Here is a 24,497-nt window from a genome sequence, read left to right on the forward strand (position 1 = left end):
TTTCGCCGCCGACGCCCGATGCGCCCCGGATGGGACGCGTCGAGCAGCGCGGCCGAGCCGAATGGCCAGCCGCAATTTGACCGCATCTGCAATCGACGCGGCGGAACGCGAACCGCGAACCGATGCCTCATGCCCGTCCAAGCTTCTCTGCACCGCCTCCCAGGGCCGGCCCCTGTGTCGGATCGATATATTGCGGCACGTCGGCGACCAGCGTGTTGGTCGTCAGCACCAGCGTGGCGACGGACGCCGCATTGCGAAGCGCCGTGTATGTCACCCGAACCGGATCCACGATACCGGCCGCAATCATGTTGATGAACTTGCCATTGGCAGCATCAAAGCCGACGCCCGCAGGCGCACCTTGCAGTTCAGCCACAACCTTGCTCTCATCATGCCCCGCGTTCCGCGCGATCAAGGCAGCCGGCCGGGACAGTGTCTCACGCACCAGCTTGATGCCCTCCCCCAGGTCGCCATTGATGTTGCCGAGGGCCCGCGCGACCGTCGGCGCGCACTGCGCCAATGCGATGCCGCCACCGGGAACAATGCCTTCCTCGGCTGCCGCCCGCGTGGCACTGAGCGCGTCGTCGATGAGCTGGATGGTGCGCTTCTGCTCGACCGGAGTGACTCCGCCCGCCAATATCACGGCGGTCCCGCCCGAGAGCTTCGCCAATCGCTCCTTGAGCTTGTCCTGCTCGATATTCGGCGGTGCCAGATCGTGTTGCTTGGCGACCTGTTGACGCCGCGCCGCGATCGCCGTGCTGTCGCCGCCGCCGCGAATGATCACCGTCTCACGCGCGCTGGCCCGCACCTGGCGCGCCGTCCCGAGATCTGCAAGACCGGTCTCTTCCAGCTTGCCGCCAAGCTCGCGGGCGATCACGCGCCCGCCGGTGATGATCGCAAGATCGTCCATCATCGCCTTGCGCCAATGGCCATAGTCCGGAGGATTGACCACCAGGACCTTGCCGCGGTTGCCGTCGCCAAGCAACGTCGGCACGACTTCGGGCGCAATCTCCTCAGCAACGATGACAAGCGGCCGTCCGGTGGGCGCAACTGCCGAGCGCACCGCAGCGAGCTCGTCCGGCGCCTTGATTTTGAGATCCGTCAACAGAATGTAGGGCTGATCGAGCACCACTTCCATCTTCTCAATGTCCGTCACCATATGGTGGGAGATATAGCCGCGATCGAACGACATGCCTTCCACGACCTCGAGCGTCGTGTTTGTCGTCAGGCCATAATCGGAACTGATGATACCGTCCTTGCCGACCCGCTCCACTGCCTCGGCGATCAAGCTGCCAAGATGGGCGTCGGTGGACGCAATCGTTGCCACAGCCTGCAGCGTCTTGCGGTCCGATGCGGCCACTGCCGAACCCTTCAGGACATCGACGACGACCTCAACGGCCCGATCGATGCCCTTGCAGAGATCCACCGCCTTGGCGCCGCGCTCAAGAGCCGCGACACCACCCTGGATCAGGCCATTTGCGAGCACCATTGCCGTCGTCGTGCCGTCGCCGGCGACTTCGTTGGTCTGCATCGACACCTCACGGACCACCTGCGCGCCCATGTTTTCGAAGCGATCCGGCAACTCGATTTCGGAAGCAATGGTAACTCCATCCCGTGACACGATCGGCGTACCGATCGGCCGGTCGACCATCGCATTCATGCCTTTGGGGCCGAGCGTCGTCTCAACCGCAGCAGCAAGTTTCTGAACACCGCGTGCGAGAGCGCGGCGGGCTTCGATGTCATGCAACAGCACTTTCGGCATTGTCTTCCCCTCCCAAACCTCTTCTCATCTTCATCTCGTCGGGCGGCTCTGCTGACCGCCCAGGAGCTCAGCGCGCCCGGCTACTCGATCAGAGGCCTTCCGCGGCTAGGCTGCTCTGCCTCTCCGCCCTCTCGGATCGAGCGCAACGGATCGCACGGCGCGGCCACTCTTGTAGCCTTGCCGCTGAGCCCTAGCGTTGCTTCGTTCCGACCTCTCTCCAACTCGCCGTCGATGACGGCAAAGAGCTGCGGCCTGATCGCGCGATTGAGCTGCATGCTAATTCGTGCTGCCCGTAATCGTCGGAGATATGAGACCAGTTGATGCGGCCCAACGGGACTTCCCTCGTAAGTAACAAGCGCCCGGTCACTGGCGACGGAGGCCAGCTGCCGCTCAACCAAGCACGTGCGATAGCAAGATCTTTGGCGTTCTACATCCGCAGAACCGAACTCGACCTCGTCAAAATCGCCGAGGCTCATCCGGCAGATGACCGGATCCTCATAGCCCACTCCACGCAGCGCAAGAATCATGACTTCTTGACATCGTTCAAATGCGATTCGCCGCAGTTGACCGAGGAAGCTGCCGGCCGCGACCGCCTCGGGCGCTTCACCGGTAAGCTCACCACCACTGACATTCCCGATGTCCTTCTGATCCCACAGTTGCGGGCGCTCCTCGCGGACCCATGGGAACGACGACACCGCTTGATCCAGATCGTCGGCCTCCGGACGCGCCACGCCCCTGGAACAGCACCGGGTCGGCAACCGTAGCAAGATATCGACCCAATCATCTCCGTCCATTGTCGCTCGCCCGACGATTCCAGGCGCCGCCATTGTCCTGTCAAGCTCGGGCTCTTTGGCCCGCGCAAGCCGCTCCCATCCTTCGCAGGCCTTCCGGTCATCCTCCATGAGCGGCGCACTCATGTTTCGTCACCCGACCTGGCCCGCATGGGCATTTTTCGCCGACGATGCATCGGCTCGCACCCCGCAGCCGCCACCACATGTCCCGCAAGTCGTTGCCGCTCCATGGCCGGCAGCCTGTTTCATCCGACCAGCCTCGACCTCACGATCGCGACCCGCAAGAAGGCCCCGACAAATCATGCTGTTGAACTCGGCGTTCAGACCGACGGTCCGAAGCCCGGACAGATAGCCGAAGTAAGTTTCCGCCTTCAGCGCCCGGCCTTCCGACGTCACGAAAGCCAACGCCCCGGAATGAGCCCGACCCACGACATCCCGCCGCTCAAGATAGCGCGCAACAAGAGCCTTGCCCGATTCATCGAGCGGCAACGCTCGCAACTCCGCCAGGGACAGTCCAACCAGGCGATCTGTCGAGTAGCCGACGGACGTCATGTGGCTCAGCAATGCCATCTGCCGGCGCTGGAACGCCTTGACCAGGAACGTGCGGCGGAGCTCTTCCAGATCACCATCCGCTTCGGCTCCAAACGTCTCCTGAAACGACAGCCCCTTCGCCAGTCCGGCGTTGATCTGATCTCCATACATATGCTCGTCGAGCGTCACGACGACGCTCCGGACCCAGGGCAGCCCGCCGACCGCCTTGCGAATATCGTCTGCCATCAGAAAGGAGAAGTTGGCAGCACACCAGTATGTCGGCAGTCGGAACGCGATGTGAACGACATCACCCTCATGGAGCTCGACTCCCTTGACGAAGCCGAGGTCCACAATCGATTCATCGAGTTCCGGATCAACCACCGTGGCGAGCTGCATCCAGACTTCCGCTTTCCAATCAGACTGACTCGCAAGGCCGGTCATTGGCTCTACTCCGCGGCCTGAAGCTTTTCGCTCTTCAGCTTGGCCTTCTGCTTCTCGATATCGATTCCGTACAGCCGCGCCGCGTTCAGGCCGAGAATCTTCTTTTTGCCGGTCAGCGAGAACGTCACCCTTGACTCCTTCGAGAGTTTCTCCGGAAGCTCGAACGCCATGAACTTGTCGATCAGCCATTTCGGCGTCCAGATGCCGTAGTCGCTGCCGAACAGGATCTTGTCTTCTCCGATCCAGTACAGCATCTCGTTCATGATGTGAGCGAAGTAATCCGGGCGGCTCCAGACGAACTGCAACGCGACCGCCAGGCCGGCATAGACATTGGTTTCCTGGGTTGCGATCCAGCAGAAATCGTCAAGCCGCGGCAGCCCGCAATGTTCGACGATGAAGTTCAAATTCTGGAACGAGGTCGCAACGTCATCGATATCCGCGACATCGAATGCATCCCTGTTCAGCGGGATGATGGTCGGCCCCTTGTGAACATGAATGTTCTTGATGCCGAGCTTTTCAGCGGCCTCGAGAAACTTGTAGCTCGCCGGGTCGGTCAGCTTGTAGCCCTTTGACTCACCCCGCCATTCGGCGGTGTAGAGCTTCACGCCGGCGATCTGGTACTTCTCCTTCAGCTCATGCATGTACTCGAGGCCAGCATTGCCGTCACGCGGATCGAACGCCCCGTTGAGGATGAAGCGATCAGGATGCGCCTTCTTGAGCGCGAAATTCCGTTCGGTCGTATTGAATCCGTTCTTGTAGAAGTCATTGAGATAGGTCGATTGCAGGATCGCCATATCGTCGTAGCCATGCACGAAAAGGTCCTCGTACATGGTTTTCGCGTCGTATCTTTCGAATTTCTCTTTCGGCCAGTGCTCTTCTTTCGGACTGAAGTTCGTGTGATAGGCGTAGAAGCAGTCGATGAATTGCTTGCCGTGAATATTCTTTTGATTTTGCGGACTGCCGTCCCAGAAGTGGACGTGCCCATCAATGACGAAGATTTCTTCCCCAGTGGACGTCTTGTACATCGTCAGCTCCTACCGTTCGATGGCATTACAGCCGCGGTTTAATTTCAGAATCGAAAAAGGCGGGTGGAGCTTCACGCCGGAAACTGTCGCTCCACCCAGTCGCGAGGGACCGATCGAAGATCATTCGATGAATTCGAAGACCTCGTCCATGTTGCCGAACAGCGTCACCGTGTTGTCGTCGATACGCACCATTCGGCCGTAATGGGTTGACGTGTTGACCTCGAAGATCTCGGCGGTCATGTCCTTGCCGAGAATCTCGCTGATCTCATCCATCTTGAAGGTCAGCTTGCCTTCGCCGTCGATGCGGATCAGGGCGGGCTGATAGGTCACGGTTACATTCGGCTTTTTGCCCATGAACTCCGCGATAGCTCGCGCCTCGACGCTGTCGTTCATGGTGACGCCGCACTGATGGGAGATCGTTTGCTCGAAACGAAGATCTCCCATCTTCTGGAAAATGTTCTGGTTGGTCGCACTTCTGGAAGCAACGGACATTGCAATCTACTCCTTGGGAAGGACGAGGCCGAGCTCGCCGAGGATCTTCTTGATGCGTTCGACCGACTGCGCGTGGGCATCGGCGTACTGCACCGGCTTCGAGTGCGGCTGCGACCAGATCGGCTGCAAGCCGGCCGCCGCCTTGTTGGCGAGCGCCACATGCTTGTTCACCCAGCCCTGGAACAGCTTCTTGTTGTGGGCGCCGTGCTGGTTGTCGGTGACGAGGAGATGCATCAGGTCGATCGCGTTCGCGAGATTGCGCTCGTAGTCGGCCTCGGCTGCCGAAATGACCGATGGCGTGATGAAGTCGCCATTCGGCGAAGCCACCTGCATCAGGAATTTGCTGCGGAACAATTCGCCGACAAGCGGCTCGAACACGATGTTGGTGGCAAAATACTGCTCAAGATAGTCGCCAGACCCCATGATCGCTTCGATCGCTTCCCGGGTGCCTTGCCAGCCCTTGTCTTCGAGCCAGGTATGCTTGCCCGCGTTGTCGTCGAAGCCCGGAATATCCATTCCAATCTCGGCGAGATACAGCGTGATATCCTGCGCAAGGCGCAGTTTGTAAGACGAGTTCGTCAGCGTCGCGTTGTTGATCATCTGGGTGTAGCCGTAGCGCTGCGCCTGCATCAGCGACGTGCCCAGGCCGAACTCGGCATGTTTCCAGGCACCGAGGTGGTTCTGCAGGATCTTGACCCACGACTTGTCGAACGCCTTCGGTGCACCGGACTTGCGGCCGTTGGCGATCACCGATTGAACCATTCCCTCGATCTTGGACTGGCGCTGATAATGGGTCCGCTCCCACTCCTGGTCGGGAGCCCGGAACGCATGCCAGTTCGAGCTCAACGCCGCTGTGGCGTCCTTGTAGTAGGCGCCTTTCCCGTTGGGGAAGGCGATAATCCAGTTCTGCAACAGATAGCGTTCCGGATCAGGCTGCACGTCGACGGTCACGTCCTCGTAGTGCGTGGCCCGCTTGGCGCGCGGCTCGAAATACCGATATCTGCGGCTGTCTGAGTCCGGAAATATTGCAGCACCTGCTGCACCGGATCCTACTGAAACATTCGGAACGGCAGTCATGGTCTTACTCCTCCCATTGCTAGTTTTACACTTGGCTGGATCGGCACTTGGAAAGTCTCGGGCTGTTGGCTTCTAAGTTACTTGCTGGCGTGAACTTGTCGAAGAAGATGCGGTCCGATGCGACGTCGTTCATATGCAGAACCGGCGTCAGCGCCTCGATCATCGGCGACGGTCCGCAGGCGTAGACATCGACATCCTCGCCATATCCGGCGGCGCGAAGATGTGCTTCGACCGCTTCATGCACGAAGCCCCTTGCTCCGCCCCAGGCGGTGTCGTCGGACGCATGCGAGAGCACCGGGACGAAACTGAATTCCGGATGCTCGGCTGCGAGCTCGGCGAGGTGATCGAGATAGAAGAGGTCGTTCCGCGTCCGGGCGCCGTAGAAGAATTGGATCGGGCGAACTTCGCCCGAACTAAGATGATCGTGCAGGATCGACCACAGCGGCGACATTCCTGATCCGCCGCCGACCAGGATCATGGCTCCGGTTCTGGCTTCTCGCCGGAAGCAGGTCCCGTAAGGTCCCTTGAGCCCGACTTTGGTTCCGATGGCGAGATCTCCGTCGAGCCGGGAGGAGAAGCGTCCGTTCGGGTATTTTTTGATGATGAATGCGAGCTTTTGGCCCTCGACCGGCGAATTTGCCATGGAAAACGAGCGCGTAATCGTCTCTGCCCCCGGGAGCGTGATGTCGGCATATTGACCCGCCCAGAACTTCAGAGGTTGCTCCAGTGAGATCTCCAGATGCCGGATGTCATGGGTCAGCGCCGAGACGCTCGTGACCGTGCCGGTGAAGTCCTTGACCGGGATCGATTTCGAGAGCACCTCCTCGTCATAGTTGAGAAGCTCCACCTCAAGATCCGAATAGGCCAATGTCCGGCACAGCAGGATGTAGTCCTGGCCGCGCTCTGTCTCGTTAAGGGCGAACGTCGAGTACTTCTTGAGCTCGACCTCACCTCCGGTAAGAATGCATTTGCACGCCGAGCACTGTCCTTCCTTGCAGCCATGCGGCAGCGCGATGCCCTGGCGGAACGCGGCGTCGAGAACGGTTTCGTTCTCTTCCACCTCGAATTCTACGCCTACCGGTTGCAGGCGAACGACGTTAGCGGGCGCGCCCATATGGGCCTCCTCAAGCCAAGGCTGACATATCTTCCGGAGATCGATGATCGGGAAGGAGCCGGCCCGAGCCGGCTCCTTCCGTTTGGCTTAGTTGCAGGGATTGATGGTGAATCCCTTGCGATACTCGGCAAGATGCGCTTCGCGATCCGCCGGGCTCATCGCCCGCAGCGTCTCCAGCGGGCTCTTGAGAATGTGGCCACGAACATCGTCGAGCGTCCACATTTCCTTCGCGTCGAAGCGCAGGTGCGGCTGGGCCACGAGGGTCTTGCCGTCGGTGCGGACGAAGCCGAGATCCTTGATGGCGTCGGCCATATCCACATTGTGGTAGACGCTTTCCCACTCGCGGCGACCGCTGAACCGCCCCATCGCCGGGGTCGGACGCCCTTGGTATTCGCCGGCGAAGGCATTGACCGCCGTCCAGCGATCGAGCTCGTGGGCGAAGGTGTGGAGCTTGCCGTCGATCTCGTCCGTGACGATGTCCTCGCGGATCAGGCAGGGCACCAGGCACGACCAGCAACGATGCGGATAGACGTAGCCGACATCGCCGTTGAACAGGATGTTGGTCTGACCGCGATGCGACAGCTTCTCGTACCATTTCCAGAAGTTGCCGAACTCGGCATACCAGCCCGGATACTTATGCTCGAACCACTCGAAGTCCTTCTCGGTCTGGGCCTCGATGCGCCAGAAGTTCGCCGACCAGCCGACGGCGAAGAACTGCCCGACCTTGTGCACGTACTTCTTGTCGGTCAGGCGCTTCCAGGCGAGCTGGACGTCGTCATGATGGATCTTGATGCCGTACTTCTCGAGCGGCAGCATGTAGGTCCGGTAGTAATCCTCGAAGATCCAGCGATGCCACATCTCCGCGTAGGACTCCTTGTTCTTGTCGCGGTTCGTGGTGCCGTACTCGATGAAGGTTCCGATCGCCGCGTCGACGATGGCGTGGTTCTGCCAGAAGGCGTAGCGCAGGTCGCGCTCGAGCAGCAGGTGGTTCTCGGGCTCCTTCAGCATCGACATCAGCAACGAGTGGCCGTTGCCGATGTGGCGGCTCTCGTCCGACTGCACCGAGAGGAACACGGTCGGCAGTGCATAGTCGCCGTTGCGGGCGGCTTCCGACGGCATGGCGACGAACAGCGTGTTGGTGAACGCGGTCTCGGCGACCACGGTCAGATAAATGTTCGCCGCGGTGATCGCATCGCCCGTGAGGAAGCCTTCACCGAACTGACGGCCGATCGTGGTGGCGTAGCACTTGCCGAACGCCTCCTCCGTGATGTCGAACCCGGCCGGGTCGATGTAGTTCTCCATGTACCACTTCTTGAGATTCATCTGGATCGTCGAGTGACGGAACTCGTCGACCATCTGCATCGTGAAGCCGGTGCGGAGATCCTCACCCGGAGCCAGACGGCCGACCATGGCCATCGAACGCGCCGCCGAGATTTCCGGGAACGGGATGATCGCCAGGAACAGCTTCATCCACTCGACCCAGCGCGGCTCGACGTTACGGAACATGTCGCCGCGCAGCGCGGCGTCGAGCGCGCCGTAGACACGGTTGTCCTTCTCTTCCTGCATCGGGAAATAGGAACGAAGGACCTGCTTCATCGGATCCTTCGGCGCCTTCGTGATCTTGTAGTCGGTGGGGAAGGTCATCGCCTCCTGGACGTAGGAGGGATTCCAGCCGAGATCTGCAATCTTCTTTGCAGCCTCGCCCACGGAAATGCCGCGCTGGGCGGTGATCTTGTTGAGCGTTAGCGTTCCAGACATCTAGTCTTTCCTCCTGATCGGGTCAGAAACCACATCGATATTCCGCTTGCCCGGACTCGATGGACCGGGCGTCGCCTACCCGTGCGTTACGGGCCACCTCGCGGCCGCTCGCACGGCCGGACGCTTGATATCGGCAAGGGTCTCGGAGGATGCCTGTGGTGCACTGCAAGGTGATCAGGAGCGATCTTCGGAATTGCAGTCCGCCGATCGCAATGCTTCATCCCGCACATGATGCGCCCTCAGCCAAGCATCCCCTCCCCTCGTTCTTTTCGCGGCTCGCCCCAGATGGAGCAGTCGGCGTTGTTATGCGATCAGAAGCTTTGCAATGGGCGTGCCAATTCGTCGGAAGAGCTCGCGCGGCCATTTCCGACCGAACAGATGCAAAGATGACCGCAGATGGCGGCGTCGCCGGCACCCAGCTGCAGCCGCACCAGATGCAGGTTGCGACAGAAATCGCAGAATGAGATTTGCAACAGCGTGAGGGTCGACGTGCAGCAGCATTTGACCGCAAGAGGTTTGCACGTTTGGGACAGTGGTACTGACTCGTTTGGCGGTGATCGCTGCGACCAGTGCACCCGCGCCTGTTGATTTGCTCGCCGCCAACCAGCGATCCGGTCGCTTGGCATGCGGCTGGGTCACTCCTTCGATCCGCAGCGGATGACGCGTGGATACAACGGTGTTCGTCCCGCGTCCTTGCGCGTCTGTCGCGAGCCCGAAGCACGGCGCCAGGACGCGTCCTCCTCACGCGAGAGGGCTTGGAGCCTCTCAGGACCGAGAGTGATCACCCGAATCTGTGGGGCAACGCACCTGCTTCTTGTCCACAGCGCATCGCCCTCCACGTTGGCCATCTGCTTTCACATGCGCCAATTGTCCGGTGTTCTCTGCAACGGTCGAGCAGGTTGGAGGCCCCACTCTTGAGATCCAGCGGTCGCAATAGAGCCCGTAACAGTCATGGCCGCAGAACGACAGCCCGGTGCGGCATTCCTTCAGATAGCTCGCGCCAATCGGCGCAGAGCAAAGCATACAGAAGGTCCTCCGGGACCGCCTGCTGCCATTGACCAGGATGAACCTCATATGGCGCCCCCTAACGCGGAAGAGATGCAGGCCGCCTGACAATCGGCGACCAGTCTGATCCGCTCATGCCCGGCGCGCCCGTTTGCGGTCGCTTCCCTGACGTGTTGAACGGGCTAACGCGTGCTCCGCCGGAAATGCTCACGCGCAATATTTGCAATGGCCGTGCCAGCTTGTCCTGGAACTTAATCCACTGCTGAGCGGACGAAGCGATGACTAGCGCCCGGCGCGGCGCCCTTGAGTGACTGTGATCCTCGACTTGAGAGCATTCGCGACGCAAATTGCGACAACAATTGCAAATTGAGACTCTTTGCGACCTGCCGTCACGTTCTTCACATCCGACGGTTGCGCTGCAGCATGGGCCATCCGCGCAGCTGCCCAGCGGGGATTTGGATGATTGGCGGTTTCCCGCCGCTCGGTGACAAGCGCTTCGATGGGTCCGGAAAACCAGCTTCAGCGAACGCGGCCGAAGAGCTATTTCCAAAGGTGGGATCAGCGGCAAGTGACGATCCATCGCGAGCGAACGCATGCTCGCGATGGAAGAGCCATTGAGCTCAAGGAATCAAGACTGCGCGCCCATGAATCTTGCCGGCATTGAGATCGTGCAGGGCCTTGTTTGCATCCGCGAGGCGGTATTCGGCGGTCGCGAGTTTAACCAGACCCCGATCGGCGAGCGCCATCAATTCTGTCAACTCGGCCCATGTACCAACCAGGTTGCCGATGATGTTCTTCTCGGTAATCACCATATCAACGGTCGGAACGCGGATGTCCTCGCCATAGCCGACAACATAGTAACTGCCCATCGGGCGGGTCATCGCGAGCCCCTTGCTTGTCGTACCTTTCTCGCCGACGAAATCGATCACCGCTTCGGCACCATTTCCGGCAGTCAGATCCAGAACGGCGGCGACTTCGTTGCCGTCAGCCTTTACAAGGTGATCAGCGCCCGACTTTTCGGCCAGGTTCAACGACGCCTCCGATTTGTCCACGACGATGATGTCGGCCGCGCACATTGCCTTGAGGCACTGGATTGCGATGTGACCCAACCCACCCGCCCCGACGACGACGCAGAATTCACCGGGCAACAGGTGACGCGTCGCTTTCTTGACTGCGCGATACGCCGTGAGGCCCGCGTCGGCATAGGGCGCGACATCCTTTGGCGCAAGCGTCCGCGGCAACGGCACGATGTTGCGTTCCGACGTGCAAAGGAATTCTGCATATCCGCCGTTGCAGTCGAGCCCGGGAAATGTACCGGGACCGTGCATGTCAAAACCGCGACGACAGGCCAGACATGTCCCGCCGGTGATTTTCGGGTGAACGATAACGGGGTCGCCTTTCTTCAACCCCTCGACCTCCTTGCCGACGTCCTCGATCCAGCCTGCATTTTCATGCCCCATGATGATGGGGAGCAGCTTATCGCCGGTTGGATCCATGTGCGGCTTCCAGACACCTTCGATGATGTGGAGATCGGTCCTGCAGACGCCGGCACCGCCGATGCGAACGATGACATCCGTCGATTTGGTCAGCTTGGGATCAGGCATCTTCTCCTCGCTGACCCACTGATCTTTCAAAAGTTTCTCGTCGTATGCTTTCAGTACCTGGGCTTTCATATTATCCTCCGCATGACCGGCAAACCTATCGCTCGCCTTCGGAGGCACCTCAGCATTTTTCATGCCATGTTTCGTTCTTCTGCTCCGGTGCAGGACCAATCATGCCGCTCAAATCGCATTCGGTGATGGGCGGGATGCTTCAGCAGATGGAGTTCGGCCCGCACTTCCGCTGCCCTCGCCAATCAGCCACAACATGAAGCGGCAGCGGTCAGCGAGCCCCGCTTCAACAAATTCTCACGGGCTATCGGCCGGTTCGCACGTTGTGCTCGGAACAGTTCTCGCAAACGCCGCAAAGAACTGATCGGCCAGTTTCCTCGCCGTGGAATCGATCAGCCGGCCGCCAAGCTGCGCGAGCTTACCCCCAATCTGCACGTCGACGGCATAGGTCAGGACAGTCACTTCAGGTCCCTCGGATGTGAGCGTGACGGTCGCTCCACCTTCGCAAACCCGGCGATGCCGCCGGACCCCTCACCCAAGATGCGATAGCTGTTGGGCGGATCGACAGTAGCGGTCATTTCGTTGGGCGACGACATCACGAGCGACTGACAGCCGGGAATACATTGCTTCAGGACGCCGGGGTTGTTGAGCGCCACCCACACCTTCTCTCTGGAGGCCGGGATACGCTGGCTGTCATTCATCTGCATCTTGGATCTCAGCTGCTTGCAAGGAAATTGCCGGCACGTTGGCCGCGGCGGCGCTCAAGGGTGAATTCGGCGAGGATCGACATTGCGATTTCTTCCGGCGTGATAGCACCGGGGTCGAGCCCGGCGGGCGCCTTGATGCGATCGACGGTGGCAACGTCAAGACCTGCGGCAACCAGCTTCTGGCGGAGCACCGCCGCCTTGCGCTTGCTGCCGACAAAGGCGTGATAGCCAGCATTGACGGTGACCGCTTGCCTCAGGGCGGCCTCGTCGCCCTTGCCCTGCGTCGAAACCACGACGAAGCGGCGGCTCTCGTTAAGCTGGCCCAGCTGAAACCCGTCGACGATCAGGTCGGCACCCCTTCGGTTGCAACTGCAATAGCTTGCGAGGCTTGCTACCGAGCTTGGTGCATTTCACGCTCAAAGGTGCTTTTCAGTTCTGGTTCAGACAAGAGTCGCTCTGGATACGACCCCGCCTCATTTTCGTGAGGTCCGCCGGCCACGCATAACGGTCTGGTTGCAGGTTCGAGTCCTGCCGGGCCCACCAATGAGATCAATGTCTTACTGGGCTCTCATTGCCCGCAGCGCGACGACCGCACCAGATACGTCCACTTTTCGTTCGTGCGCTCGCACTGGAATTCATTCGATGTAGGGAAACCGAATTGGGAGATTGTTGAATCCCAGTCGTCTCCCACTCACCACGCTGATTGGGATGTTGTTGATCGATCCGCTCTACGCGAATCCAACGTTTGGCGCTCCGCTGCTTGCGCTGAATAAAAAGGCGCACGAATAGGTTCAAATCCTGGAGGTGTAACCACCGATACCGACATTCGGTGCAGGTCGCGATCCAGTCGATTGTCTTTTTCGTCCTTTTTTGACGTCCAACGTCGAGTGGGCTGCACTTCTCGCGGATCGTTCTCGGGCGCGAATCCGCCCTCCGACGCCACGTTCTCGAACTGCCGGTTTGTGCGTCGACTATTGCCGCCCGCCCGGAGCGCCAATCCAGGCAGGCGGTCGATGGCTACATCGAGCAACGTCTTGTGGCTCCATACGCTGGGATGCGCTATTCCCCGCCCTCGTAGAACAGTTCCAGCGGCAGGCCGACCACCGCCTTTCCGATCCAGTCGCGCGCGATGACATTGGACGGCCCCATCGCGATCGCCGCACGAGCGTCGCGATAGGCGCGCTCGATCGGACCGCGGTGATAACCGTAGCCGCCCGTCACCGTCAGCGCCGTCGCCGCGACCTTGTTGGCGACCTCGGCGGCATGCACCTTGAACTCGGTCAGAGGGATCAGGATTTCGCTCTGCGGCTTGCCGGCGCGCCAGAGCGCGTCGAGCTTGCCCGCAAGTTCGTTGCGCCACGGCCGCAGCGTCTCGACCAGCACCTTGGCCGCGCCGAGCTCCTGGCGGATTGCTTGATAATCCGACAGGCTCTTGTTCCTGTCCTTGTGCACGAAACTCGTGGTGTGGGCGATCGCCGCGTTCAACGCGCCGCGTGCGACGCCTTCCCAGACCGCGCCGAGCCCGATCAGATAGACCGGGGAGACGCCGTCATAGATGATCTCCTTGCCCTGCCCTTCGGCACCGAGCCGGTCGCGTTGCGGCACATGCACATTGCTGTAGCGGATCGCCCCGGAATGGTTGGCCCGCACGCCGAGCGCATCCCAGGGCCGGGACTCGATCCCCTCGGCCTTGCCGTCGACGATGAAGAAGATGATGTCGGCCTGATCCTTGGCGCCCGGCGTGCGCGTCTGCACCACGTAATAGTCGGCCTGGCCCGAGCTCGTGGTGAACGACTTCTCCGCGTTGACGCGATAATCGTCACCGTCGCGCGAGGCTTCCGACAGATTGTACCACCAGTGGCCGCCGGTGGCGCGCTCGCTGGTCGAGTAAGTGCCGAGCAGACTGCCATTGGCCGCCTTCAGCCAGCGCTCCTTCTGATCGGTGTTGCCGAACAGATTGATGGTCTGCGCCGCACCGACATGCATGACGTAGATGAGCCCGGTGGACGCATCGGCCTGCCCGATCCGATAGGCGGCCTCGGCGAAATCCAGATGGCTAAGACCGAGCCCGCCAAACTGCGGCTCGTTCAGCACGCCGGTCCAGCCGGCCTCCGCCAGTGCGCGCAGATTATCGCGCGGAAAACGGCTCTCGCGGTCGTTGCGGTCGGCATTCACCTTCACCGTGGCGTCGATGGCGGCATCGAGCCTGGCATAAACGTCGTCGTCGATCTTGCGTGCGAGATTGTCGTTGGCCATGGTCAGTCTCTCCGGGTTGCAATCATGCGACAGCCTCGCGCGGCTGCCTTCGGCCCTGATCGCCCTTCGGCGATCCGCCGAGATAATGGGTCTTGATGTCGGCGCGCTGCCGCAATTCGGCCGCGCGACCGGCCAGCACGCTGCGCCCGTTCTCGAGCACGACCGCGTGATCGGCGAAACGCAGCGCCACGGTCGAGTTCTGCTCGGCGACCAGGATCGACAGCCCCTGCTCGCTGTTGAGCTGCTTAAGCGCGCGAAAGATGGCCTCGACGACCAGCGGCGCGAGGCCCATCGACGGCTCGTCGAGCACCAGCAGCCGTGGACGCGACATCAGGGCCCGGCCGATCGCCGTCATCTGCTGCTCGCCGCCGGAGGTCAGTCCGGCAAGCGTGCGGCGATGCTGCTTCAGGCGCGGAAACAGTTGATAGATGCGGTCGAGGTCCGCGGCAATCTCCGCCCGGCGCGCATCGCGCCCCATCGCGCCGGTAACGAGATTCTCCTCCACAGTCAGCGAGGCGAAGCAGTGCCGCCCCTCGAGCACTGGCACGAGCCCGGCGCGCACCAGCGTCGCTGCGGACGTACCCGCGACATCGCGGCCATCGAAAACAATCCGGCCCGCCGTGATCTGGCCGCGACGCGCTGAGAGCAGCGCCGAGATGGCCTGCAGCGTGGTCGACTTGCCGGCGCCGTTGGCGCCGAGTACGGCGACGATCTCGCCGCGCCGCACGGCAAGCGAGACGTCGTTGACGGCCGCGATCGCGTGGTTGTAAGTCGCGGCCAGACCTGCGACCGAAAGCAGGGTTTCACTCATCTGTTGATCCATCGTCTTGAGGGACGCGGGAGCCGAACAGCTCCCGCGTCCCTGCGGCGTCAGTTGCTGACGGGATCGTCGCCGGAGGTCCGCACCTTGATGCCATGCTCCTTGGCATAGGCGGCGGCCGACTTCTCGATGATCGGACGCAGGAAGGCCCAGTCCGGTGCGATCCAGCCGGAGACGACCTTCCACTTGCCGCCGTCCCACTGCTGGAAGGTGACGCGGCCGTCGCCTTCGTGATTGTCCCAGGTGACGTTGATCGAGTGGAACAGATCCTTGGCGCCGAGCGCTTCGACCCGCGCCGGATCGAGCTGCAGGTGTTCGAAGCCCCAGCGCACTTCGTCGCCTGTCAAGGTGCGCTTGCCGAACTTCGCCTGTGCGATGCGGATCGCCTCGACATTGAGGATGCCGTTCACGATGCCGAGATTGTGGTAGACGCTGCCGATCCGCTTCTTGTCGTCGAGATTGCCCTTGCCGGCGCCATAGACCGTCTTGATCACCTCCTGCAGCACCGGATACTGCTCGCCGGAGGCCTGCGTCGTGATCGCGATATAGCCCTTGGCGGCGTCACCGGCCGGGATCACGTCTTCCTCGGAGTTGGACCAGACGTTGCCGATGATGTGGTCGGCCGGAAAGCCGACCTTCTGCGCGGTCTTCAACGCCACCGGGTTCATCACGCCCCAGCCGCGCAGCACCACGTAATCGGGCTTGGCCCGGCGGATCGACAGCCATTGCGACTGCTGCTCGTTGCCGGGATGCGGCACCTCGATCTGCTCGAGACTGAACTGGTACTTGTCGGCCAAGAGCTTGTAGATCGGGATGGTCTCCTTGCCGTAGGGCGAGCCGTGATAGAGCACGACGATCTTCTTGTCCTTCAGCTTGTCGACCCCGCCCTCGCGGCTCGCGATGTAGTTCACGATTCCGGAGGTCTCGCTGTAGGGATTGAGCAGCAGCGGGAAAACGTATGGGAACACGCGGCCGTCGGTCGAATCGGTGCGGCCGTGATTGATGGTGATGAGCGGCACCTTGTCCTTGGTGATGCGGTCGATCATGGCGTAGGCGATGCCGACCGACAGCGGATTCCAGGCGGCAACGCCGGGCCGCCCCTTCAGCCGCTCATAGACCTCGACACCGCGCTCGACCTCGTACTGGGTCTCGCCCTCGTCCCAGGTCAGCTTGACGCCGTTGACGCCGCCGTCGCGGATGTTGATCAAATTGAGATAGTCGATGAAGCCGCCGAAGAAGCCGGTGCCGCCGGCTGCATAGGGTCCGACCCGGTAGCTCTGCAGCGGAAAGAACTGCTCGTCGGCCCGCGCCGCCGGTGCTGCGGCCAGCACGGAGGCCACCGCCGCGGCGAAGGCAACTCTCAGATATCTCGATTTAATCATCTTTGGTTTCTCCAGTGGTGCGAAATGTCAGGTGTTGCGGATGGCGGCCGGCCGCGTGACCACTCGCCAAAGCCGGTCCCACAGCGCGATCAGGCCGCGCGGCTCTGCGATCAGGAACGCGATGATGAGCATGCCGACGACGATGCGCTGGCTCATCTCCAGCACGCCGGAATCGAACACGCCGCCGAGCAAGGCCGCACCGGCGCGTGACAGGATCAGCGGAAACACCACGATGAAGGCGGCGCCGAGAAACGCGCCGCGCAGCGAGGCCAGCCCGCCGATGATGATGATGAACAGGATCTGGAACGAGCGATCGAGGTTGAAGCCGGCCGGCTCGACCGTGCGCAGATAGGCGAAGGCCCACAGCGCGCCGGCAATCCCGATCAGGAACGAGGAAACGCCGAAAGCGAGCAGCTTGGTGCGCAACAGCGGCACGCCGATCACCTTGGCGGCGAGTTCGTGGTCACGCACCGCGATGAAATTGCGGCCGCTCTGCGAGCGCAACAGCCGCAGCGTCAGGAACGTCGCGACCACCACGACGCTCAGCGAGAACACATAGCGGCCCGCCGGGCTGGTGAAAGTGACGCCGGCCACGCTGAGCACCGGGGCATCGATCACGCCGGACGGATTGTCGTTGGAGAACCAGCCGAACTTGGTAAGCGCCCATTGCACGAAGAACTGCGCGGCGAGCGTCGAGACCGCGAGATAAAAGCCGCGCAGCCGCAGGCTCGGCAATCCGAACACGATACCGATCGCGGCCGCGACGAGCCCGGCGAGCACCAGATCGACGATCAGCGACAGCTGCGGCAGCCGGAGGTGAAGGTTGTAGGTGGCATAGGCGCCGACCGCGAGGAACGCGGCGGAGCCCAGCGACACCTGCCCGGCATAGCCGGTGAGCAGGTTGAGCCCGACGGCCGCGAGCGCCAGCGCGAGAAACGGCGTCAGCACCGCGTCCATCAGATAGTCGGAACCGAACAGCGGAACGGCGCCGAAGGCGATCGCGGCCCCGACAACGATCGCAAAGGCTCCGGCGCCGGGCGAGAGCTGTGCCGTCAATGGTGCTGCGCTCATCGCCTAGACCCTCTCGACCAGCTTCTGCCCGAACAGCCCGGACGGCCGCACCAGCAGCAACACCAACGCCACGACATAGGCCGCCCAGGCTTCGATGCCGCCGCCGAACAGCGGCCCGACATAGACTTCGGCGAGCTTCTCGATGGCGCCGATCAGCAGTCCGCCGATGATCGCGCCGGCGATCGAATCGAAGCCGCCGAGCACCAGCACCGGCAGCGCCTTCAACACCACCAGCGACAGCGAGAACTGCACGCCGAGCCGCGCGCCCCACAGCAGGCCCGCCACCAGCGCGACGATGCCGGAGGCGGTCCATACACTGGCCCAGACCCGCGGCAGCCGCAGGCCGACGGCCAGCGCCGCGAACGGATCGTCGGCGACTGCGCGGAACGACAGCCCGGTGCGGGTGTAGCGGAAGAACAGCGCAAACAGCGCCACCAGGCTGCCCGCGACCGTCGCGGCGAACAGGTCGAACCGGCTGATGAAGACCCCGGCGATGTCGAGCGGAACGTCGCTGATGCCGATGTCGAGGCCGTGGACCTGGGTGCCCCACAGCAGCTGCGCCGCGCCCTCGATCACATAGGACAGCCCGAGCGTCGCCATGAACAGCGTGATCGGCGGCTCGTTGACCAGCGGCCGCAGCACCGCGCGCTCGACGCTGACGCCGAGCACGACCATGATCGCGAGCGTGATGGCGAACGCGAGGGGAAACGAGATGGCGCGCTCGACCAGGCTGACGAAGGTCAGCGCCGCGAACAGCAGCATCGCGCCCTGCGCGAAATTGAGCACGCCGGAGGTCTTGTAGATCAGCACGAAGCCGATCGCGACCAACGAGTACATCACCCCCGACAGCAGGCCGCCGACCAAAACCTCGATCAGAAACTGATAATCGAACATCAGACCGCGAGCTCCGTGACGTCCTGATGCGCGACGCCGAGATAGGCGTCGATCACCGTCTGGTCGGCCCTCACCTCGTCGGGCGTGCCGTCGGCGATCTTGCTGCCGTTGTCGAGCACCGCGATCCGGTCGGAGAGGCCCATCACCACACCGATGTCGTGTTCGATCAGAACGATGGTGGCGCCATAGCGGTCGCGCGCATTGCGCACGTGCTCGGACAGCTCGAGCTTCTCGCTCAACGTGACACCGGCGAACGGCTCGTCGAGCAGCAGCAGTGTCGGCCGCGCCACCAGCGCCCGCGCCAGCTCGACCCGCTTCTGCAAGCCGTAAGGCAAGCTTCCGGCGGCGCGCTCGCGGACGTCGCCGAGATGCAGGAAGCCGATGACGTCTTCAGCGGCGGCGCGATTCTCCGCCTCGATCCGGCGCGCCCGCGGCGAGCCGATGATCTGGCGCAGGAAGCCGGCGCGGACGCGATGCGCGAGCCCCATCAGGACGTTGTCGAACACCGACAGCCCCTTGAAGATCGCGAGGTTCTGGAACGTGCGCGCCACGCCATGCGCCGCCAATCGCGCCGTCGGCACCTGGACGAAGGCGCGCTCGCCGAGCCAGACCTGGCCACGGTCGGGCCGGTAGAGCCCGCTGACGACGTTGAGCAGCGAGCTTTTGCCGGCGCCATTGGGCCCGATGACGGCCCGGATTTCACCCGGTGCGACCGCAAGGTCGATGTCGCGCAGCGCAGCGACGCCACCGAATGTCAGCGCGATATCGGTGAGCGCCAACACCGGCCGATCCGCGCGATCCGTAACCTTCGCGTGCACCCGATCGCCTGCATTGCCGATCGCTAGCGCGCGCGCCGCGGCCTCCGCCGGAGCGGCCTCCAGCGCAAGGATGCCGGCATTCGTCATCATCGCCGTCACGTCGCTGAGCTCCCCGTCACTCAGCGGCTTCGGCGTGCACGGCGGTCTTCGCCTCCAGCGCACGGACCAGCGGAATGACGCGGCGGCCGAAATATTCGACCTCCTCCTGGAAGTGCAGGAAGCCGAGCAGCACGAGATCGACCCCAACCTCCTTCAGCGCGACGATGCGCTCGGCGATCTGCTCCGGCGTGCCGATCAGATTGGTCTTGAAGCCGTCATTGTACTGGACGAGATCCTCGAAGCTGGATTGCGCCCAATTGCCCTGGCCCTCAGGCGAAGCCTTGCCGGCGTTCTTCACCTCGTGCCCGAACGCATTGACCGCCTCCGGATCGGCCTTGACGATGATCTCGTCGAGCACGGCGCGTGCCTCGGCCTCGGTGTCGCGCGCGATCGCAAAGGCGTTGACGCCGATCTTGACCGAATGATTGTTGGCGCGCGCCTTCGCCCTGATGTCGTCGACCTGCTTCTTGATCTCCGCCACCGAATTGCCGTTGGTGAAGTACCAGTCCGACACCCGCGCGGCCATGTCGCGCGCGGCGCGCGAGCTGCCGCCCTGGAAGATCTCGGGCAATGGATGCGCCGGCTTCGGCTTCAGCGTGTAGTCAGAGAAGCGGTAGAAATCGCCGCGGAACGTGAAATTGTCCTGGGTCCAGATTCCGCGCAGCGCGCGGATGAACTCTTCGGAGCGGCGATAGCGTTCGTCGTGATCGAGCCAGGGCTCGCCGATCGCGGTGAACTCGCCCCGAAACCAGCCGCTGACAATGTTGACGGCAACCCGCCCCTCGGTGAGCTGGCTGATGGTCGCGATCTGCTTGGCCGCGACCGCCGGATTCCATGGCCCGGGCAGCAGCGCCGCGATCACTTTCAGCTTCGTGGTCGCAGCGAGCAACGCGTGACTGAAGGCGACCGGCTCATGCTGGAACTCGGCGCCGTATCCGGCGGTGAAGCGGATCTGGCTCAGCGCATAGTCGAAGCCGTTTTGCTCGGCGATCTGCGCCAGCCGGCGGTTGTAGTCAATGTCCCAGCCGGTTCGCTGCTCGATCTTGCTGATGACGAGCCCGCCGGAGACGTTCGGCACCCAATAGGCAAATTTGATCTGATCATGGCTGGCGGTCATTTAGATGTCCTCGTGTCCTCAAGGTGAATCGGTTGGCAGGCGACGAAAGGCGTGACGGGATACAGGCAGCACGATGCACTCACGCTGCGCGATGTCAGCGATTCCAGGCGACGGCTCTGCAGCCGTCGTCAGCTCGAATTATTCGAGAGTTGGGGCAGTCAGGGTTGCTGATCCGCGGGACGCCGCAGATGCGTCAACAGCAGCAGGCACAACATCGCGCGCGAAGCGCAGCGCGGGTTCGAGAGATATCCAGGAGGTCAGTGCAAATCATCCGCATTCCCCTCGCAAGCGCCATCGGCGAGCAATCAATAGTCTCAGAGAAATTGCGGGCGAGCGAGTCCAAGCCAAACTCTTTTTCGTCGATTCTGAAGCTGCAATGTTCTCTTGTTAACGCAAAACGCGTTGTTTGTTGCTGCGCGGCTCGTATCGGGGCCACACAGTCCACCACACTCGACCACCTGACATTCATCAAACCGAATTCAGTATCGACCATGACGAAGTCGTCGCCATGATGGACATACGATCTCGAAATCTGGCGCTCGACGTGGTCGTTCACCACGTCCTCCACGATCGACCTTTCTTGTCGAGCTGCATTTGCGGCCAAGAATTCTTCTACGCGGCGCTTCAGTTCGAAAAACTCGTCTACTTCTGAATTTGAATCGTTCGACCTTAACGTTTGGATCTTTAGCTCGATCACAGCTAGCAATGATACTGCCGTGAGCTGTGCCTCGTTCTGGCGGAATTCCGTTCCGTCGCTCCACACGTGGCGCATGATCACAGCGAACCGCCGCGCCAAAGCAACGATCGCCTTTTGCCGCCCGCGTCGCCTTGCGATCTGCATGGCCCACGCTTTGCGCCAGGACCATTTCTGCACTCGCGTCAGAATGACCTGCGCGGTAATGCCGACGTGTCTGGCCCCGAATGTCCTTCAACACTGGTTCAACCGCCGGTTCACGCGGTCCGGATTTCTGCTTCATCTTCGTTCCTTGCGGCTACGTTGCACCAGAAATCCTCACTCTGTGAAATCCCTTGGCTGTCTCAAGAGAGCTGACGTCGTACGCTGTCGCACCTCGTAATGATCCACCGTCTTGGGGGATTTGCAATGTTCTCTTAGCCACGATTCCGCATCAAGCTTGTTGTCAAAATTCAAAGCCGAAGCCCAATGACCGCAGGTAACATTCCAGACACTCCACATCTGTCACATCCTCCTAGCCATTGGCAGTTTAGAACCACAGCCGCGACGAACAAGCTAACACACGGCTCTTGCCGAATTGGGCGGTCGAGCAATAGAGTTGGCTTGCGCGTTGGTTTCGGTGCGTGCCCGTCACCGGTTATTCGCTCGCCCCATACATTGGGTTCGGCATCCGTCACGAACGGCTCGCCACGCCATGTCTGAGCACGATCGCGCGCCCTAACGTGATCGTCGGATGCTCCACCAGCCGGTACACCAGCCAGGATGCCAGCAAGGTAAGGATAGTGCAGATCAGCATCGTGACGATGTCGCCGATCTGTCCGGTCAACGGCAGGAACCGGTAGACCGTGACATTCACGGTCCAGTGGAACAGATACATCGAGTAGCTGATCAGCCCGATCCGCGACAGGAGCGAACGCGGCCGGTCTAACCTGACGGCTGCAAGGAACACCACAAAGGCGAGCAAGTAGGCGGTGAGGACCGGCGTCAGTCCCTCCATGATGAAATTGTCGCCGCGCGCCAGCGAGAAGGCTGCGACCGACGGCACCGCGACGATCTGCGCAAGGACCAGCGTCAGCGCGGCGATGCGTGCCCCCGGCACCTGCTCGACCAGCCACAAGCGCAACAAGAGGCCCAGGAACAGGAACGAGAGGTGCATGCCGAGATACTGGACCGGCAAATTGGCAATGCCGTGCGTGCGCAACTGAACCGGCAACGCCGTTGCGACGACCAGCGCCAGGCTCAGGATCGACAGCACCGCGACGTGTCTCAATCTGCCGACCGAAAACAGCAGCGCGATGAGGATGTAGAACACCAGCTCGATGAACAGCGTCCAGTAGATCGGCGAGAGCCAGGGCTGGCCGAACAGCGCCGGCGCCATGGTCATGTTGGCAAGCACGGTCACCGCGCGCGGCGGCTCGCCGGCAAGCCATGCCATGGTCGCGAGCACCGCGAGCGCAAGCCACAGTGCGGGATAGAGCCGGAACACCCGCGAGACCGCGAATTGAAACAACGGCCGTTCGCCGCCGATGCTGAACGGTACCACGAAGCCGCTGATCAGGAAGAACAGCGCCACGCCGAACCGGCCGAGGCTGACATTCTGGACCAGCAGATCGCCCGCGGCATTCATCGGCCCGGCGGCAGGCGGCGTCTGCCTGAGCAGGTCGCCGAACATGTGCTCGACCATGACGCCGAGCGCCGCGATGGCCCGCAATCCGTCGATATTGGCGTAGCGCTGCGCCGTCATGCCTGGCCTCATTCCGGTGCTCTTGGCGAGGCGAGGCCGAGCGCGGCGCAGGTCGCCGCATCGAAGCCGGGGCCGGCTTCGTTCTCCGCCAGTGCGAAGCCGCCGGTCGCCAGATAAGTCCAGCACGACCAGGCGAAGCCGTAGGTCTCGGCGAGTTCGTGCATATCGCGCAACCAGCGCGCGCGCGCAGCCTCTCCCTCGTCGCTGTCCGGATAGGGCGTCTTGTGCACGCCGAACTCGCCGAGCAGGATCGCGTGCGCCGGCAGGTTGTGCGCCGTGCGCCAGGCCGCCACCTGCTGAAACGTCCGTTCGAGCGTCGATCGGTTGAAGCCGGAGCCGACATAGCTCGCGAGTGTCTGCTTTGCCTGCTGTGCCAGATCGAGCTGGGCGCCGGTCAGACCCAGGGCCGTCACGCGCTGGTCGGTCGCCTTGTTCATCGCATCGACCGATGCCGGTGCCGGATAGACGATCGCATCGAGCGCATAGGCGGGACTGCCGAGCACGCCCTGATGGGTAAACTGCCACGGCGAATAGTCATGATAGGTGAAGATCAGGCGCGCATCGCCCGCAAACGGAGCCATGTCGATCTGCGCCAACGCTCCGGGCGCGTTCATCCCGCCGCCGCCAAGGACGAGCGGCAGCGTCGCCGAACCGCTGCGCGCCGCGGCGTAGGCGGCCTCGAGCATCGGCTGCCATTCCGCCGCTGGGATCTCGGGCTCGTTCATCAGCTCGAGCGCAATCCTCGGTGACGCCGTATTGCCCTGCTCCGCGATGACCTGGCCCAGGCGGCCGGCCAGACGAGCGAGCAAGGCGAGCACGGCCTGAAATTTCGGCGTGTTCACGCCTGCCGTCAGTTCCGCGGGCCGGTAGGCCGGATTCATCGCGCTCGGATGCATGTCGACGATCACGCCGAGATCGGCGGCGAGCAGAGCGCGGACCGCGGTGACGATGAGATCGTCGAGCCGGTCACGGCTCGCGCCGTCAAAGGCCAGGAATGGACCGACATCGACGACCAGACGCACGAAGTCGAAACCCGCGGCGCGGATCGCCTGACGCTGCTCGGCGGTGAACTGAAAGCGTGGCGCGGAGAACGGCGGATCGACATAGGCGCCATCCGCATGTACGTCGGCCCATCCGAACGCATGCGCGACGCCGATGCCGCGACGGAAATTGGGAAGCGGGCTCACCGGATCGGCCACGGCTCGCAACGCTGCGAATGGGCTAAGCATCGCGACGCCGGCGATGTTGCGGAGAATGGAACGACGGCTGGTCACGGCGCTTCTCCTGATCGC

General features: G+C 62.2%; 19 protein-coding genes and 2 pseudogenes. All 21 read right to left on the reverse strand.

Annotated elements, in window-relative coordinates:
* Window positions 1-127: 127 nt before the first annotated feature.
* The 21 genes and pseudogenes from QDT69_RS04865 to QDT69_RS04965 all read right to left on the reverse strand — a co-directional run bounded on the left by QDT69_RS04865 (window position 128) and on the right by QDT69_RS04965 (window position 24,479).
* Entirely contained in the window at window positions 128-1,759 is a 1,632-nt protein-coding gene (locus QDT69_RS04865; RefSeq protein WP_279705497.1) for a molecular chaperone GroEL, read from the reverse strand.
* Window positions 1,760-1,839: 80 nt separating this feature from the next.
* Window positions 1,840-2,553 (reverse strand): hypothetical protein, encoded by a 714-nt coding sequence (locus QDT69_RS04870; RefSeq protein WP_279705498.1) that lies wholly within the window; start codon window positions 2,551-2,553, stop codon window positions 1,840-1,842.
* 129 nt (window positions 2,554-2,682) lie between these two features.
* Entirely contained in the window at window positions 2,683-3,522 is an 840-nt protein-coding gene (locus QDT69_RS04875) for an iron-sulfur cluster assembly protein (RefSeq protein ID WP_279705499.1), read from the reverse strand.
* A 5-nt stretch (window positions 3,523-3,527) separates the two neighbouring features.
* The gene (locus QDT69_RS04880; protein ID WP_279705500.1) at window positions 3,528-4,547 is read right to left on the reverse strand and encodes an amidohydrolase family protein; all 1,020 of its coding nucleotides are present in this window, start codon (window positions 4,545-4,547) and stop codon (window positions 3,528-3,530) included.
* Window positions 4,548-4,667: 120 nt separating this feature from the next.
* Window positions 4,668-5,039: an MmoB/DmpM family protein gene (locus tag QDT69_RS04885; RefSeq protein ID WP_279705501.1), complete on the reverse strand. Its 372-nt coding sequence runs from the start codon at window positions 5,037-5,039 to the stop codon at window positions 4,668-4,670.
* 6 nt (window positions 5,040-5,045) lie between these two features.
* Window positions 5,046-6,116, reverse strand: coding sequence for an aromatic/alkene monooxygenase hydroxylase subunit beta (locus QDT69_RS04890; RefSeq protein WP_279705502.1), 1,071 nt, complete (start codon window positions 6,114-6,116; stop codon window positions 5,046-5,048).
* Window positions 6,117-6,141: 25 nt separating this feature from the next.
* Window positions 6,142-7,230: a 2Fe-2S iron-sulfur cluster-binding protein gene (locus tag QDT69_RS04895; RefSeq protein ID WP_279705503.1), complete on the reverse strand. Its 1,089-nt coding sequence runs from the start codon at window positions 7,228-7,230 to the stop codon at window positions 6,142-6,144.
* Between the two features lie 87 nt (window positions 7,231-7,317).
* Window positions 7,318-8,988 (reverse strand): aromatic/alkene/methane monooxygenase hydroxylase/oxygenase subunit alpha, encoded by a 1,671-nt coding sequence (locus tag QDT69_RS04900; protein ID WP_066512348.1) that lies wholly within the window; start codon window positions 8,986-8,988, stop codon window positions 7,318-7,320.
* 1,625 nt (window positions 8,989-10,613) lie between these two features.
* Entirely contained in the window at window positions 10,614-11,666 is a 1,053-nt protein-coding gene (locus QDT69_RS04905) for an NAD(P)-dependent alcohol dehydrogenase (protein ID WP_347952025.1), read from the reverse strand.
* A 234-nt stretch (window positions 11,667-11,900) separates the two neighbouring features.
* A pseudogene (locus QDT69_RS04910) lies at window positions 11,901-12,310 on the reverse strand (carbon monoxide dehydrogenase subunit G).
* An 8-nt stretch (window positions 12,311-12,318) separates the two neighbouring features.
* Window positions 12,319-12,603: an XdhC family protein gene (locus QDT69_RS04915; RefSeq protein WP_279705505.1), complete on the reverse strand. Its 285-nt coding sequence runs from the start codon at window positions 12,601-12,603 to the stop codon at window positions 12,319-12,321.
* A 766-nt stretch (window positions 12,604-13,369) separates the two neighbouring features.
* Complete coding sequence (locus tag QDT69_RS04920; RefSeq protein ID WP_279705506.1) at window positions 13,370-14,566, reverse strand: acyl-CoA/acyl-ACP dehydrogenase; 1,197 nt, start codon at window positions 14,564-14,566, stop codon at window positions 13,370-13,372.
* A gap of 22 nt (window positions 14,567-14,588) precedes the next feature.
* Complete coding sequence (locus QDT69_RS04925; protein WP_279705507.1) at window positions 14,589-15,377, reverse strand: ABC transporter ATP-binding protein; 789 nt, start codon at window positions 15,375-15,377, stop codon at window positions 14,589-14,591.
* Between the two features lie 59 nt (window positions 15,378-15,436).
* Window positions 15,437-16,768, reverse strand: coding sequence for an ABC transporter substrate-binding protein (locus QDT69_RS04930; RefSeq protein ID WP_279705508.1), 1,332 nt, complete (start codon window positions 16,766-16,768; stop codon window positions 15,437-15,439).
* Window positions 16,769-16,795: 27 nt separating this feature from the next.
* Window positions 16,796-17,839: a branched-chain amino acid ABC transporter permease gene (locus tag QDT69_RS04935; RefSeq protein WP_279705509.1), complete on the reverse strand. Its 1,044-nt coding sequence runs from the start codon at window positions 17,837-17,839 to the stop codon at window positions 16,796-16,798.
* Window positions 17,840-17,842: 3 nt separating this feature from the next.
* Window positions 17,843-18,733 (reverse strand): branched-chain amino acid ABC transporter permease, encoded by an 891-nt coding sequence (locus QDT69_RS04940; RefSeq protein ID WP_279705510.1) that lies wholly within the window; start codon window positions 18,731-18,733, stop codon window positions 17,843-17,845.
* Window positions 18,733-19,641: an ABC transporter ATP-binding protein gene (locus tag QDT69_RS04945; RefSeq protein WP_279705702.1), complete on the reverse strand. Its 909-nt coding sequence runs from the start codon at window positions 19,639-19,641 to the stop codon at window positions 18,733-18,735. The genes QDT69_RS04940 and QDT69_RS04945 overlap by 1 nt, the downstream gene beginning before the upstream one ends.
* Before the next feature lie 25 nt (window positions 19,642-19,666).
* The gene (gene sfnG, locus QDT69_RS04950; RefSeq protein ID WP_279705511.1) at window positions 19,667-20,767 is read right to left on the reverse strand and encodes a dimethylsulfone monooxygenase SfnG; all 1,101 of its coding nucleotides are present in this window, start codon (window positions 20,765-20,767) and stop codon (window positions 19,667-19,669) included.
* Window positions 20,768-21,503: 736 nt separating this feature from the next.
* Window positions 21,504-21,653, reverse strand: a pseudogene (locus tag QDT69_RS04955) (IS110 family transposase); the annotation flags it as partial.
* A gap of 481 nt (window positions 21,654-22,134) precedes the next feature.
* Entirely contained in the window at window positions 22,135-23,205 is a 1,071-nt protein-coding gene (locus tag QDT69_RS04960) for an acyltransferase (RefSeq protein ID WP_279705512.1), read from the reverse strand.
* A gap of 8 nt (window positions 23,206-23,213) precedes the next feature.
* The gene (locus tag QDT69_RS04965; RefSeq protein ID WP_279705513.1) at window positions 23,214-24,479 is read right to left on the reverse strand and encodes a cellulase family glycosylhydrolase; all 1,266 of its coding nucleotides are present in this window, start codon (window positions 24,477-24,479) and stop codon (window positions 23,214-23,216) included.
* Between the last annotated feature and the right edge of the window lie 18 nt (window positions 24,480-24,497).

The sequence above is a fragment of the Bradyrhizobium sp. CER78 genome, from assembly GCF_029846235.1.
GTDB lineage: Bacteria > Pseudomonadota > Alphaproteobacteria > Rhizobiales > Xanthobacteraceae > Bradyrhizobium.

Coding starts and splice junctions, on each gene's coding strand:
- QDT69_RS04945 (WP_279705702.1), bottom strand. CDS start 19,641: ATGATGACGAATGCCGGCATCCTTGCGCTGGAGGCCGCTCCGGCGGAG.
- QDT69_RS04960 (WP_279705512.1), bottom strand. CDS start 23,205: ATGACGGCGCAGCGCTACGCCAATATCGACGGATTGCGGGCCATCGCG.
- QDT69_RS04900 (WP_066512348.1), bottom strand. CDS start 8,988: ATGTCTGGAACGCTAACGCTCAACAAGATCACCGCCCAGCGCGGCATT.
- QDT69_RS04890 (WP_279705502.1), bottom strand. CDS start 6,116: ATGACTGCCGTTCCGAATGTTTCAGTAGGATCCGGTGCAGCAGGTGCT.
- QDT69_RS04925 (WP_279705507.1), bottom strand. CDS start 15,377: ATGAGTGAAACCCTGCTTTCGGTCGCAGGTCTGGCCGCGACTTACAAC.
- sfnG (WP_279705511.1), bottom strand. CDS start 20,767: ATGACCGCCAGCCATGATCAGATCAAATTTGCCTATTGGGTGCCGAAC.
- QDT69_RS04885 (WP_279705501.1), bottom strand. CDS start 5,039: ATGTCCGTTGCTTCCAGAAGTGCGACCAACCAGAACATTTTCCAGAAG.
- QDT69_RS04880 (WP_279705500.1), bottom strand. CDS start 4,547: ATGTACAAGACGTCCACTGGGGAAGAAATCTTCGTCATTGATGGGCAC.
- QDT69_RS04940 (WP_279705510.1), bottom strand. CDS start 18,733: ATGTTCGATTATCAGTTTCTGATCGAGGTTTTGGTCGGCGGCCTGCTG.
- QDT69_RS04930 (WP_279705508.1), bottom strand. CDS start 16,768: ATGATTAAATCGAGATATCTGAGAGTTGCCTTCGCCGCGGCGGTGGCC.
- QDT69_RS04920 (WP_279705506.1), bottom strand. CDS start 14,566: ATGGCCAACGACAATCTCGCACGCAAGATCGACGACGACGTTTATGCC.
- QDT69_RS04935 (WP_279705509.1), bottom strand. CDS start 17,839: ATGAGCGCAGCACCATTGACGGCACAGCTCTCGCCCGGCGCCGGAGCC.
- QDT69_RS04905 (WP_347952025.1), bottom strand. CDS start 11,666: ATGAAAGCCCAGGTACTGAAAGCATACGACGAGAAACTTTTGAAAGAT.
- QDT69_RS04875 (WP_279705499.1), bottom strand. CDS start 3,522: ATGACCGGCCTTGCGAGTCAGTCTGATTGGAAAGCGGAAGTCTGGATG.
- QDT69_RS04895 (WP_279705503.1), bottom strand. CDS start 7,230: ATGGGCGCGCCCGCTAACGTCGTTCGCCTGCAACCGGTAGGCGTAGAA.
- QDT69_RS04870 (WP_279705498.1), bottom strand. CDS start 2,553: ATGGACGGAGATGATTGGGTCGATATCTTGCTACGGTTGCCGACCCGG.
- QDT69_RS04865 (WP_279705497.1), bottom strand. CDS start 1,759: ATGCCGAAAGTGCTGTTGCATGACATCGAAGCCCGCCGCGCTCTCGCA.